We start from the raw sequence: 13,880 nt of genomic DNA on the forward strand, positions 1-13,880 counted from the left end.
AGAAGGTGACAGTTGGGTGAGCGCCGGGGCGCGAAAATCGGTGGATTGTAATCAAACAGGAACTGGACAGCCACCCCAACGGGATTTGACCGGCTCGCCGCATCATGCTGGTCGGTCAAATATTATATGTCAGCCATGGAGTGGAGATGCTGTAAACGCGGGCGCGCGGAATGAGCGAGGATTCTTGATTACATCATGGTTGCTTCTGACCAATACTCCAGGACAAATTGCAGGGAAGCATCACCCTTGAAGTCATTTACCTGCAATCGGTAAACGGCGTCTATTACCCCGGGAAGAGGGGCGTCATGGAGGAACAGTATAGCGTCATAAAGAAAGACTGATTTCTCCGGCTGGCCGTTTCCGGTTTCGGTCCGCGTCTTTCTTAATTTTAATTTAAGGTGTTTTTGTCCGACGACACGCTGGTCTTCCACATGAAAGCGGCTGCGAAACGCGGGTTGCGGGAATCCCTGTCCCCATGCCTGCCGCATGAGATGTTCAGCCAGTTCCAGAGTTATTTCGGATTCATCCAGGTCGCCGTCGGTTTCGATGACCCGCCTGAGATCCGCGGGCCCCAGCAATTCCCTGGCAGTCTGTTCGAAGGCATGGCAGAATTTTTCGAAATCGCATGTACGTATGGTCAGGCCAGCTGCCGCGGAATGACCACCGAATTTGAGCAAAAGCCCGGCATAGCGTTTTGAAACCCGATCCAGCGCATCTCTCAAGTGGAAGCCCGGTATGGACCGCCCCGACCCTTTCAGCTCATCCTGGCCCCCCAGTGCAAATGCGATAACCGGGCGATGAAATTTATCCTTTATGCGCGACGCCAGTATGCCGATTACCCCCTGGTGCCAGCCGGGATCGAACAGGGTCAAGGCATACGCGGTCGGCGCCTCTCGCGCGGAATCATTCGATTGGGATAGGCCTGTCCCTTCGGGCATAATATCCGATGACCGCAGCGTGGCCGAGTCCTGCAAACCACTGCTACCAGAAAAGATATTCTCCAGCATGTGCAGGGCACTATCCCGCATGCCGGATTCAATTTCCTGCCGCTTGCGGTTGAATGTGTCCAGTTGCAGCGCAAGCTGGGCAGCGCGCGTGGGGTCATCGGTAATGAGGCACTCGATGCCCAGGGACATATCGTCCAGCCGTCCTGCCGCGTTCAGTCTCGGTCCAATCATGAAACCCAGCTCGTAGGTGGAGGTTTGCCTGAAATCCCGCCGCGCAACGTTGATCAGAGCGTTGATGCCCGCGCATCCATTTCCCTTGCGAATGCGTTTCAAACCCTGCTGTACCAGAAGCCGATTGTTGTCGTCGAGCTTCACGACATCCGCCACGGTGCCCAGCGCAACCAGATCCAGCAGGCTCCCCAGATTTGGTTCCTGCTGCGGAGATGCAAACACGCCTTTTGCCCGTAGTTCAGCCCGCAGCGCGAGCATGACATAGAACAGGACGCCCACGCCGGAGAGGTGCTTACTGGGAAAATCACAGCCGGGCTGGTTGGGATTGACGATGACGACCGCCTCAGGCAGCGTATCGCCTGGAAGATGATGATCAGTGACGAGAACCTGCATTCCGAGGCGATTGGCCTCGGCAATGCCTTCCACGCTGGCGATGCCATTATCGACCGTAATCAGAATATCCGGACGATGAGCGCTCGCGGCAGCCACGCGTACGATCTCCGGGGTAAGACCATAGCCGTACTCGAAGCGATTGGGGGCGAGGTAGTCGACCTGGGCCCCGAATTTCCTCAATGCGCGTATTCCTACGGCACAAGCCGTGGCGCCGTCCGAGTCGTAATCAGCCACGATCAACAGGCGCTTGCGGAGTGCAATCGCCTCGGCCAGAAATCGCGCCATCACGGTTGCATTCTTCAGGTGTGCAAAGGGGATCAGGCGGGACCAATCGATCTCAAGCTGGCGTGGCTCTTCGATACCGCGTGCAGAATAGACACGGGCCAGGACCGGGTGGAAACCGTGCCGGATTAGCGTATCAAAAGCCTGGCGAGAGTAATTGCGGACGATGGTGTTGGGCATGCCAGGACAGAGGGGACAAAAGGGACAGAAGGCTCAGACATGTCCAGTATAGCGCTTTACCCTTCCCGGTTTCTTTACAGTAATGAGGGTCAGAAATGATAGTGCGCTCCAATACCGAGATAGTCTACCCGCTGTCTGAAAAACTGGCCCGTCGGGGAGTTTCCGTGAAAATACTCAACCAGGAACTGAAGGTTGCGGCCGAATGCCCGGAAGTGATCCAGTTGAACGCCCGCCCGGGCGGATACATCGGCGTTCCAGTCGTTCTGCTGATGATTCTTGAGGTCAACCGCCACAATCGGCCGCAGCGGTAAAAATGCGATCCGCCATGGGCTTCGGAATTCGACGCCATATTGGATCGACCAGGGCTTGATGCTCGAGGGTTCCTTGTGGAAGATTCCGCCCCCGCCGCCGTAAACCCTCAGCCCGTACGGAAGTTCATACGACAACCGGAGATCGGCTCCCTCATAACTGAGGTTGATCCGCTCCAGGTTGGTTAACCTGCGCAGTAACAATTCATCTCCAAGATGAGAACTTTGATGATAGACACGACCAAAAGCAGAAAAGTGACCTGCCCGCACACTTCCATAAGCGGATGCTATGAAATCGCTATTGATGAGATCAGTCGAAGGCGCGCCGAGATTGAAATCGCTGAAGACGGCTGCTTGAAGACCTGCTTCCCACTGCACCGTGGATTGTCCGAAATTCGCGCGGTAGAACGGAATGGTTTCGCCAAAGCTGACGGAGCCATTGTTGTTTCCGTCAATGTTGTTTCCGACATAGTTGCGATATGCGGCGGAGAAATGTGCCCATCGCGGATCGGCCAGTAAGGGTTTGAATAAATGCCCTTCGGGCAGCATCCCGGTGGCCAGAACGGTGGGACCCGCCGCGGGTATGCCTGCCTCGGTTTCGGTCGTTGCCGTTCCCGGCTCCCGAGAGGTGGCGGAAGGGTGCTGAATAGGCTTGAATGCCTCGCGTTCCGCAATTCTGCTGACACTTTTTTCCGCTATGGTTACTCCGGTCACACCCGGGATTTTCAACAGTGCCTGAACAACCTGCCCGCGATTCTCGGATTTCAGTTTATCCTCACTTACAGTAATGATGCCATCTTTCACCACCAGAGTCGGAATCTCCATTCCAAAGCCATGTTTCAGGACACCCGCAGCGTAACCAGCGATATAGGCATCCTCTGTTACCGCAGCATGGACAGTTGAGGTAAAAAACAACATGACTGCGATGATATTCAGATATCGCACGGTTTCCCCCTTTTTTGATATTCAACCGAGAACAGGGTATGACATTTAGCCTTTCTGCCGCTTTGTTTGGTTCGCGCTGGCTCTTTGCTCGCCAGAGTGTATAAGAAATAATGCGCTAAAAGATCGGGAAATAAAAAGACTTTTTGTTCTATTTTAGAATAGCGTCCACGCTGCCCGTGGACCCCCGCGTTCCTTGAACCTGCGAACTGCCAACACCGTTGGGGATGCTAGCGGAGACTCCATAACAAGTCGGTATGATTGCGCACACACCGCGCATCGGGATTGATTGTCCTCATTGCGCTTTTCTGAAATTGCCTGAGGATTCCCGATATGCAATGGTTTTTCCTGTCTGTTGCAATTGTCAGCGAGGTGGTGGCAACCTCAGCCCTGAAAGCGAGTAATGGTTTCACGCAGTTCTGGCCATCAATCGTGGTCGTGGCAGGCTATGCTGTTGCTTTCTTCTTCCTCTCCCTTGCCTTGCGTACCCTGTCTGTGGGGATCGCATACGCTATCTGGTCTGGCGTCGGCATCGTGCTCATATCGCTTGTCGCCTGGCTCTTTCTCGCGCAAGCACTCGATGGTCCTGCTATCCTGGGTCTCGCACTCATCGTTGCTGGCGTGGTTATCCTGAACGTATTTTCCAGATCCACCGTTCATTGACGAATATCCTGGTCCGGGAAGGAAATCCCGAAGAAACACCAGGAAGGAAATATAGGCCCTGGTTCTCCACTTCCCCGTTCACCCACTTTTATCGCCGCTTTCTTCACCCGGTGTACCAACGTCCAATTGTTTTGGCGGCGGGAGTTGCTACGATTCGATTCACCTGCCCGTCCGGCTTGTTGCGGCGGCCTCTCAATTGGCAGTAACGGAATACGAGGCCGAAGCGGGCATTGTGAGAATGGACATGGGAGCGGAGATCGAATGATGGGTATCAGGAATGCTGTGTGGCGGTGGGGCATGTGTGCGGGGATTACGCTTTCGGCAAATACGTATGCGATCACATTATTTCAGTCCGAATCCGTCGCGTCTGCTGCCCCTCAATTCGAATATCATGTCCCCCGGCTCAGGGTGGAAGCGGATGGTACTGAGGGTACAGGGGGTACAGGGGGACATTCAAGTCATCCATCCTGGAACCGGTCGCCGGAGTTCATTCTGCCATTGGCTGCGGGATATTTCGATATGCTTCCCCTGTCCGAGGATTTTGCTTCTCCATCGACCGGCTTAGATCTCCCTCTGCTCGGAGGGAATGAAGCTTTCGGCGTCAATATTCCAGGTTTCATCAATGATGAGGCAGGACTGGTAAACCTGCTGGCTGTTCCGGATCTGTTCATGCAGGCACAGTGGCAGCTCATCGAAGGTAGTTCACAAACCACACCGTTTACTCCACATTCTTATAGTGGCAACGTGACTCGGGTAAGAAATGCGGCACAAGTGTGCGCGCAACTGCGTGAGGTTCGGAGAAACGGACTGGGGCCAAAGGATGGCGACTGCATTGGCTTCGGGGGTGGTTCGGATGGAAGCGGTAATGCGAATAGAAATGGGAGCAGGGCTGGGGGAGGCTCCAACGCAATTGCCGCCAGAAATAGAAATGTCAGGGATGGCAGTGCTCTGGACGGCGCCTATACCGGGGGAGGTGGCGGAGGTGGAGCAGGGGAGGGTCCCCGTGACGCTGCCACTCCAGGTACAGGCGAGAGTGGCAAGGACGGCGGGATATCTCGACCGGACAGTAATAATTCCGACCCGGATAATAGCAGAACAGGCAATCCAGGCGGAGCTGAAGGAGGCGGGCCCAATCAGGGTAATGGGAATGGTGGAACGGGCGAAGGCAACGGCGGAAGTGGAGGAGTCGGAGGAAATGAGGATTGGGGTGGCGGGAATGGCGATACCGGGAACTGGAACGATCCGGGGGAGGGGGAAGGCCCGCCCCCAAGTGAAATAACGATCCTCCCTGAGCCCGCTACGCTGGCGCTTCTCGCGCTGGGTCTGGCTGCGCTGTGCGCCGTGCGCAGAAATCAGGCAAGACTGCGGGCTGGCATGGCGAGCAGAGATTCTTGCTGAACAGGGGCTGCATCCGGTATGCGGATGGGCAGATTCATCCGCATGTGGAGGGCTGGCTATCGAAACGAAGGAGGTCTACGGAAGGCAGGGGAGCCCAGCCGGATTGACGGTGGTCTGCAACGACCGTGGTGAAAATGCCCCCGCGCACGTAGAATTTTGCCGTGAGACGCAGATAACGAGGCTCCAGGGCTGTAATCAGGTCATCGGCAATCCGGTTTGTCACCGCTTCGTGGAAAGCGTTCTCGTCGCGGAAAGACCAGATATAGAGCTTGAGGCTTTTAAGTTCGACACACTTCTTGTCAGGAATATAATCCAGAATCAGGGTCGCGAAATCGGGCTGTCCGGTTTTGGGACACAAACAGGTAAACTCGGGAATCTCCATATGGATATGGTAGTCCCGTTCCTGAGCAGGATTGGGGAAGGTTTCCAGGTTTTTGCCGGGGTTGCTGGGCATTCTCTTATCTCTGTCAAAATCGGTTAGAATGAGTTCCCTTGGGAGGCTTTTCCAGGATGATTTGAAATGTTCCCGAACCGGAAGCTTCATCCAGGAGATCGCCTTCTGCGGCTGCACATTATAACTGCTTGCAAACGACAAATTGCGTCTCTCCCACATCAAACTCGCCGGTTTCAAATCCTTTGTTGATCCTACGGAAATTCCCTTTCCAGGGGATCTGGTGGGGGTCGTCGGTCCCAATGGGTGCGGGAAATCCAATGTTATCGACGCTGTCCGCTGGGTTCTGGGTGAATCCCGGGCCTCCGCGCTACGCGGTGAATCGATGCAGGACGTCATTTTTAACGGTTCCACGAGCCGCAAGCCTGTGGGCAGGGCCAGCGTGGAACTGGCGTTTGACAACAGCCTGGGCAAGGCAGCAGGGCAGTGGTCGAGTTATGCGGAGATTTGCATCAAGCGAGTACTGAGGCGTGACGGAGAATCCACATACTACATCAATAATATTCACGTGCGGCGTCGCGATATTGCCGATATTTTTCTTGGTACCGGATTGGGGGGGCGCGGCTACGCCATCATCGAGCAGGGAATGATTTCCCGCATCATCGAAGCCAAGCCGGAGGAGGTCCGTGTATTTCTGGAGGAAGCAGCCGGTATTTCCAGATACCGGGAGCGGCGGCGTGAGACGGAATCGCGTCTGGCGGACACCCGCGAAAACCTTTTGCGCGTAAACGATATTTGCCAGGAATTGGAAAAGCAATTGGTGCGTCTTGGGCAGCAGGCGGAAATAGCCCGTCGGTTCGAGGACTTGCAGAGTCGATTGGACAAGGCGCAAAATCTCCTGTGGTTTGCCCGCAAACAGGAAGCCGCATCACAGCGGGCACTGGCGGAAAAGGAAATTCAATCTCTGCAAACAACTCACGAAGCCGAGGCAGCGGCGTTGCGCAGGGCCGAAAAACAGCTTGAGGAAAAGCGCGCGGACCATTTTGCGGCCAGCGATCTCTTGCATGAGACTCAGGGCGAACTGTATGCGGCCAATGCCGACGTGGCGTACACTGAACAGCAGATACAGCACGTGCGGGAAAATTATCAGCGCATCGCGCAACAGATTGCCGCGATGAAGCACCAACTTGAGCATTATGCCAGGCAGGCCGATACTGCGGTGGACAGCTTGAATCGCTGGCGCGAAGAGTACGAACAGGCGCAATCGGCCAGCGAGGCAAGTAAACAGAAAGCCACGGTGGAGAATGAAAAATTGCCGCTGGCCGAAACCATCTTTCGCACGCGGCAGGAAAAGCTTGCCGGGACGCAGCGCGACCTGCTGCTGGCAGAGCAGTCGGAGCAGCTCGAAAAAAGTCACCATGCCCATGCTGAAAAGGCGTTTCAGCAACTCGAAATACGCCGCAAACGATTGCTGGTTGAGCGTGACGCCTTGCCGGAATCAAAGGTCGAGGAGTTATCGGATCTGACCCGAGAGACTGAAGCGATTGCTCATGATCTGAAACAAAAGCAGGAGGAGTTTGCGCAAACAGAAAACCTGCTGCTTGACGCTGAGGAAGTCAAACGCGAGTTTGCGCGCAACGTACAGGCGCTGGAACAGCAGATGATGCAGGCTGAAGCGCGGCTGAGCGCATTACAGCGTCTGCAGGGGCGTCTTGAAAGCAGTGAAGGACTGAACGCCTGGTTTGCAAGACATCGGCTCGATTCTCTACCGCGGTTGTGGCAAGGCATACAGATCGAGAAGGGTTGGGAAGATGCGCTTGAAGCTGTGCTGCGCGAGCGTTTGAATGGTACACGCGTGGCGCAGTTGGAGGCGGCGCTCGAGTGGGCCAGCCCCCCGCCAGGGAAGTGTGCGTTGTTCGAGCCGGCAGGGATGAGGTTGCAAAAGACTGCAAAGGTAGCAGAGGCTGAAGAGGTGGGCGACAAACCTGCCAGAGACGGGAGAGCAGAGGTCGCATTGCGATCCTATCTGACCTGCAGCGATACGGGTGTAAAATCTGTAGTGGATGAATGGCTGAGCGGCATATTTGCGATTGATAGCCTCGATGCAGCGCTTTCCCGGCGAAACCTGCTCTCACCTGGTGAAATGCTGGTGACGCAGGAAGGCTGTGTGGTTACCTGCCATAGCCTCACCTTTTACTCCCCTGACTCGCAGTTGCATGGCGTGCTTGCACGGCAACGGGAGATCGCGCAGATTGAAGTGGAAATGGAAGCGCTAAGGGCGAAGCTCGACGTCGAGCAGTCGGCGCTCGATACCGCCGGAGACACGTGTTACGATCTGGAGTCATCCCTGTCCAGTCTGCGTCATGAGAATGAACAGCTTCAGCAATTGTATCATAATGTGCAAATGCAGGCATTGAAGCTGACCCAGGCAACTGAACGCAACGAGCAGAGGCGCGAACAGATCGATTGCGATCTGGCCGAAATCAAACAGGATGCAGAGGCAGAAGCTTCCCGTCAGTGCGATGCCGAAGCAAGGCTTGTCGAGCATGGCGAACGGATCAAATTCCTGCAAGAGCAGGTGCGAACGGAGCAACGCGCGCGCGAGGCTGCTGAGGAGTCACTCGTCACTCAGCGCCACCTTGCTCAGAATGCATCGAGGGAAATGCAGGAAGCTGCCTTTCATGAAAAAACCTGCGAGCACAAAATCGCGGAAGCGCAAAATGCTATCGGGGGAATCGAGCGGAGTGTCGGTGAGCTCGGAGTTCAGTTGGAGAAATTGCAGGTCGAGCAAGACAGTTTCGATGAAAGCCATCTGGTAGGAATGCTGCAGGAACGGCTGGAATTGCGTGAGCAGCGTGAACAGAAACTGGCGGAGGCGCGTAATGCCCTGGAAGCCCTGGCTGCGGAATTGCGGCAGATAGAGCAGGAGCGAATGGCTTCCGAACAAAAATTGCATCCGTTGCGTGAGGCAATCAACCATATGCGCCTCAAGGAGCAGGAGGCCAGAATTACCGAGAATCAGTTTGGCGAACAACTGCAGGGGTGCGAAATCTCTGAAGAGGAATTGATAAATTCTCTGGGAAAGACACGTCCTGCCGCATTGCAGAGCGAGGTCAGCCGATTGCGTGGCGATATCGCCGCGTTGGGGCCGGTCAATACCGCGGCGCTTGATGAATTACAGTCTTGCCAGACCCGAAAAACCTATCTCGATTCACAGGCGCAGGACCTGGAAGAGGCGTCGGAAACACTCAGGAACGCAATACGACGCATAGATCGTGAAACCCGCGAGCGGCTGCTCGAGACGGTCGAGAAGGTCAATGCTCATCTGGGCGACATGTTCCCCACCATATTCGGAGGTGGGCATGCGAAGCTGATGCTGAGGGGTGAAGAAATTCTGGATGCAGGCGTACAGATTGTCGCTCAACCGCCTGGCAAGAAAAACAGTTCGATCCATTTGTTATCCGGTGGCGAAAAGGCGCTGACCGCGCTGGCATTTGTATTCTCTCTATTTCAACTCAACCCGGCACCCTTTTGCATGCTGGATGAGGTGGACGCTCCCTTGGACGATAGCAATACTGAACGTTTCTGCAATCTTGTGCGGAAGATGTCGCGTCAAACCCAGTTTGTATTTATCAGTCATAACAAAATTACCATGGAAATGGCGCAGCAATTAATAGGGGTTACCATGCAGGAGAAAGGTGTGTCGCGCGTGGTGGCGGTAGAAATGGAGGAGGCTGTAAGACTGGGCAATACAGCCTTGGCAACGTGAAGCGACCATGGGCAATCTAAGTGAATTGCAAATCAGCCTGATCGGCATTGGCATCGTCGTGGTGCTCGGCGTAATGGTTTTTAACTGGACGCAGCAACGCCGCTACCGTCGGAAAGCAGAGCAGGCATTCAGCCGGGAGCACGAGGATATACTCCTGGGAGCGGGTGTATCTGCCAAAGGAGAGGAAAGAATAGAACCTCGCCTCAGCACCGGCGCCGAGCCGCACGAACCTGAAGCCGAACCCGGTACGCATTCAAGTGCTTCCCCGGAAGTATCTGAACCGGCCCAGAAAGCGAACGTCCATCCAGCTCTGCATCCTCCATCCAGGCCGAAGGCCGGGAAAGCGGTTGAGCGCACCCGGTTTAAAGGACCGGCTTCATTCACTGTGCCTGCCCGCAGATCGGTCGATGAAGATTCTCGCCGTGAAGGAGCCGTTGTTCATGAAAGATTCAGTATACCTGTTGCCGCAGCGAGCGATGAGGAAAGATCGGTCGAAGGAGACAGTGTCTCCGACGCAGTGGATTATGTGGTTGAGATCGCCCGAGAGACACCGTTCGCTGATTTAACTCTGGCGGACGTGCTGGATCGTAAATCTGATTTCAGCAAGCCGGTGCGGTGGATGGGGAAGCAGGAAGCAGATGCATCCTGGGAAGAAATCCCGGCGGATAGACGTAGCCGGGAGGGCAAAGCGAGCTACGTCAATCTGAAGGGTTGCCTGCAACTGGCTGATCGCGCAGGACCTGTGAGCGAAGTGAGTCTGGGTGAATTTCGCGACATGGCGGAAAGTTTTGCGGCCCGCGTCAATGCAACTGCCCATTGTCCTGACATACATAAAAGCTACAGCCGGGCCCTGATGCTCGATGAATTCTGTACCCAGGTGGATGTCATGGCCGGTATCAATATCATCAGCAGGGATAACAGCGTTTTTACCGGCGCCAAGATTCGCGTCATGGCGGAAGCATGCGGCTTCAAACTGGGAGACGAGGGGATGTTTCATTACCGGGACGAAAACAACGTTGTTTTGTTTTCCCTGGGCAATTATGAGCCACCTCCTTTTCTTCCCGACAGTATTCGAACACTCACCACTCGTGGCATCACGCTTTTTCTTGACGTGCCGCGAGTTGCCAATGGTGAACGCGTTTTCAATCAGATGGTGCATCTGGCTGAAACTTTCTCCGAAGCACTCGGGGGTTTCATGGTGGATGACAACCGTGTGCCATTGAGCGATAGCGGCATCCGGAAAATCAAGCAACAATTGAGCAGCATTCAATCCGTGATGATGGCGCGCAATATCCCGCCGGGGGGTCAGATAGCGCTGAGGCTGTTTGGGTGAGTGAACGCTTGAGCGAGATATCGCGTCATCTGCGGGAACTGCGCGATGCAATCGAACTGCATAATATCCGTTATTACGAACTGGACACCCCGACGATTCCCGATGCGGACTTCGACAAGCTGTTCCGTGAACTGGAGGAGCTTGAGCAACGTCATCCCCAACTCATAACGCCCGATTCCCCCACTCAGCGCGTCGGTATTCCTCCCCTCAAAGCGTTTCCCCGGGTCGTTCACCGTACCCCGATGCTTTCCCTGAGCAATGCATTCATGGAGGGTGAGGTAGAGGCATTCGATCGACGCGTGCGCCAGTCCCTCGGCATCACTCACGTCGAGTATGCAGTAGAGCCGAAATTCGATGGTCTGGCAATAAGCCTCTGCTATGAGAATGGCATGCTTGTCTCGGGAGCCACCCGTGGAGATGGTTACATCGGAGAGGATGTGACTTTGAACCTGAAAACCATTCGCAGCATTCCTCTTGGTCTGAAGGCGGCAGACGGGAGCGCCGAAATTCCTGCATTTCTGGAAGTCCGGGGTGAGGTATTGATGTTGAAAGCGGATTTCGAGCGATTGAATCGGCAGCAGCGTGAAAAGAACGAAAAGACCTTTATAAATCCGCGCAATGCTGCCGCAGGTTCCCTGCGGCAACTCGATCCCCGCATTACTGCCAATCGCAGCCTGAGGTTCTTCGCATATGGCATCGGTGCGCGCGAAGGGGGAAATGTTTCCCATGATACACACAGCCACTTGCTTGACTATCTCTCGTCACTGCGTTTTCCTGTAATGCGTGAACGCAGGACGGTGACCGGCGTTGCCGGTCTGTTGGAGTATCATCATGAAATAAGTGGATTGCGCGAACAATTGCCTTATGACATCGATGGTACGGTGTACAAGGTCAACAAATTGGAGTATCAGGAAAAACTCGGCTTTGTATCGCGCGCTCCGCGATTCGCGCTCGCCCATAAATTCCCGGCACAGGAGGCAACGACCGAGTTGCTTGGAATCGATGTGCAAGTAGGCAGAACGGGGGCGCTGACCCCGGTGGCGCGCCTCAAGCCCGTATTCGTCGGAGGTGCAACCGTCACCAATGCGACCTTACATAACGAAGATGAGATCCGACGCAAGGACGTCATGATCGGTGATCGGGTAACGGTACGGCGAGCAGGAGATGTCATTCCGGAAGTGGTCGCAGTTCAGAAAGAAAGCCGGCCGTCGGACGCGAAACCTTTCGTGATGCCTGAGCACTGTCCGGTGTGCGGCTCCAGGACGATTCGACTGCCCGGAGAAACCCTGACCCGCTGCACGGGCGGATTGTTTTGCCCCGCTCAACGGAAACAGGCAATTCTGCATTTTGCCTCGCGTCGCGCCATGAACATCCATGGGCTGGGCGATAAGCTGGTGGATCACCTGGTGGACAATGCCATCATTCGAACCCCCGCAGACTTGTATAAGCTGGGGTTGGCCGCGCTCGCCGCGCTGGATCGGATGGGGGAAAAATCAGCGGGAAATATTATCAACGAAATTGAAAAAAGCAAAGACACGAGCCTAGCCCGATTCATCTATTCCCTGGGTATTCGCAACGTAGGCGAGGCCACTGCGAGGGACCTGGCCCGCTATTTTGGAGGACTCGACCGCCTGATGGACGCAGACGTGGAAACTTTGCAGCAGGTATCGGATGTGGGCCCTGTCATCGCCCAAAGCATTGCCGATTTTTTTGGCGAAAGGCACAATCGTGAGGTTGTAGAGCAACTGCGCGCCGCGGGAATACGCTGGAAAGAAGATGCGGGAACACAGACAACAGACCATGCAGCCGGTTCTGCACGTCTGGAGGCAGGCCCCGCAAGCAACAAAATTGCTGGCAGAATCTTTGTACTGACGGGAACCCTGCCGACCATGAGCCGGGAGGAGGCTAGGGAGAAAATTGAAGCGATGGGAGGAAAGGTTGCCGGCAGTGTGTCCAAAAAAACGGATTACGTCGTCGCGGGCGCGGACCCGGGCAGCAAGTATGACAAAGCGGTTGAATTGGGAGTGGCGCTTCTTGACGAAGCGGAATTGATACGATTGTTGCAGGCTTCGCAGGCGGATTCCTGAACGGATGGGTTAATGCCAAAAATACGTAAAGCAGTTTTTCCTGTGGCAGGAATGGGCACGCGTTTTCTCCCCGCGACGAAGGCAAGTCCCAAGGAAATGATGCCGATTGTAGACAAGCCGCTGATTCAGTACGCGGTCGAAGAGGCGATCGCAGCGGGTATCACGGAGATGATTTTCATAACAGGCCGTCACAAGCGCGCCATTGAAGACCATTTCGACAAAGCGTACGAAATGGAAAGCGAGTTGGAGGCACGTGGCAAAAATGAAACGCTGGAAATGTTGCGAAGCATTCTGCCTAAAAATATTCATTGTATTTATATCCGCCAATCAGAAGCGCTCGGGTTAGGCCATGCGATACTTTGCGCGCGTCCCGCGGTCGGAAATGATCCTTTTGCCGTGCTGCTGGCAGACGACTTGCTCGTGGGAGATGAGCCGATCATGCGGCAGCTGGGCAAGGTGTACGAGGAGAATGGCTGTTCGATTCTGGCCGTACAGAATATCGAGCCTGAAGACACGGTAAACTATGGCATCGTGAAATGCGGCCCCGGAATGAATGGATTGCATCCCATTACCGGTATCGTGGAAAAACCTCAGCCGAAGAATGCGCCCTCCACCCTGGGTGTTGTGGGCCGCTATATTTTGACCCCGAAGATCTTCGAGCATCTGGAAAGGGTACAGCCGGGCGCCGGAGGGGAGATTCAGCTGACCGATGGAATCGCCTCGCTTCTGCGGGAAGAACGGGCGCTGGCGTACGAATTTCGCGGAACGCGTTACGATTGCGGGAGCAAGATAGGATACCTCAAGGCCACGATTGCGCTGGCGCTCCAGCACCCGGAGGTCGGGCAGGAGTTTGCGGCGTATCTCGACGCCAGATGCATCGGGCATACCAGCGTCTAGCCATCTATCCGCTGTCCGATCGAATTTTTCCTGTTCCTTATTCTTCATCAGGTTACCCG

Annotated in this window: 9 protein-coding genes; 6 read left to right on the forward strand and 3 right to left on the reverse strand. The window is 55.1% G+C overall.

Annotated elements, in window-relative coordinates; translation table 11 throughout:
• Positions 1-188: 188 nt before the first annotated feature.
• Both recJ and AC52W5_RS07210 read right to left on the reverse strand, forming a co-directional pair.
• The gene (gene recJ / locus AC52W5_RS07205) at positions 189-2,033 is read right to left on the reverse strand and encodes a single-stranded-DNA-specific exonuclease RecJ (protein ID WP_495670514.1); all 1,845 of its coding nucleotides are present in this window, start codon (positions 2,031-2,033) and stop codon (positions 189-191) included.
• An 89-nt stretch (positions 2,034-2,122) separates the two neighbouring features.
• Complete coding sequence (locus tag AC52W5_RS07210) at positions 2,123-3,286, reverse strand: DUF1207 domain-containing protein (protein ID WP_081363431.1); 1,164 nt, start codon at positions 3,284-3,286, stop codon at positions 2,123-2,125.
• A 330-nt stretch (positions 3,287-3,616) separates the two neighbouring features.
• On the opposite strand from AC52W5_RS07210, the gene AC52W5_RS07215 reads away from it, so the two are divergent.
• Both AC52W5_RS07215 and AC52W5_RS07220 read left to right on the forward strand, forming a co-directional pair.
• Positions 3,617-3,946 (forward strand): DMT family transporter, encoded by a 330-nt coding sequence (locus AC52W5_RS07215; protein WP_495670515.1) that lies wholly within the window; start codon positions 3,617-3,619, stop codon positions 3,944-3,946.
• A gap of 261 nt (positions 3,947-4,207) precedes the next feature.
• Positions 4,208-5,344 (forward strand): PEP-CTERM sorting domain-containing protein, encoded by a 1,137-nt coding sequence (locus AC52W5_RS07220; RefSeq protein WP_495670516.1) that lies wholly within the window; start codon positions 4,208-4,210, stop codon positions 5,342-5,344.
• A 34-nt stretch (positions 5,345-5,378) separates the two neighbouring features.
• On the opposite strand, the gene queF is transcribed toward AC52W5_RS07220, so the two are convergent.
• Positions 5,379-5,798, reverse strand: a complete 420-nt coding sequence (gene queF, locus AC52W5_RS07225) for a preQ(1) synthase (RefSeq protein ID WP_495670517.1) — start codon at positions 5,796-5,798, stop codon at positions 5,379-5,381.
• Between the two features lie 142 nt (positions 5,799-5,940).
• On the opposite strand from queF, the gene smc reads away from it, so the two are divergent.
• Genes smc through galU form a run of 4 tightly spaced genes read left to right on the forward strand, consistent with a single transcriptional unit; the run spans position 5,941 to position 13,821 of the window.
• Entirely contained in the window at positions 5,941-9,504 is a 3,564-nt protein-coding gene (gene smc, locus AC52W5_RS07230; RefSeq protein WP_495670518.1) for a chromosome segregation protein SMC, read from the forward strand.
• 7 nt (positions 9,505-9,511) lie between these two features.
• Positions 9,512-10,837 carry a cell division protein ZipA C-terminal FtsZ-binding domain-containing protein gene (locus AC52W5_RS07235; RefSeq protein ID WP_495670519.1) on the forward strand — a complete coding sequence of 442 codons (1,326 nt, stop codon included), beginning with the start codon at positions 9,512-9,514 and terminating at the stop codon, positions 10,835-10,837.
• Positions 10,834-12,924, forward strand: a complete 2,091-nt coding sequence (ligA, locus tag AC52W5_RS07240) for an NAD-dependent DNA ligase LigA (protein ID WP_495670520.1) — start codon at positions 10,834-10,836, stop codon at positions 12,922-12,924. Before AC52W5_RS07235 ends, ligA begins: the two co-directional genes overlap by 4 nt.
• 12 nt (positions 12,925-12,936) lie before the next feature.
• On the forward strand, positions 12,937-13,821 hold the full coding sequence (galU, locus tag AC52W5_RS07245) for a UTP--glucose-1-phosphate uridylyltransferase GalU (RefSeq protein WP_074972175.1): 885 nt from the start codon (positions 12,937-12,939) through the stop codon (positions 13,819-13,821).
• Positions 13,822-13,880: the final 59 nt, after the last annotated feature.

The sequence above is a fragment of the Nitrosospira sp. CT genome (assembly GCF_059489795.1).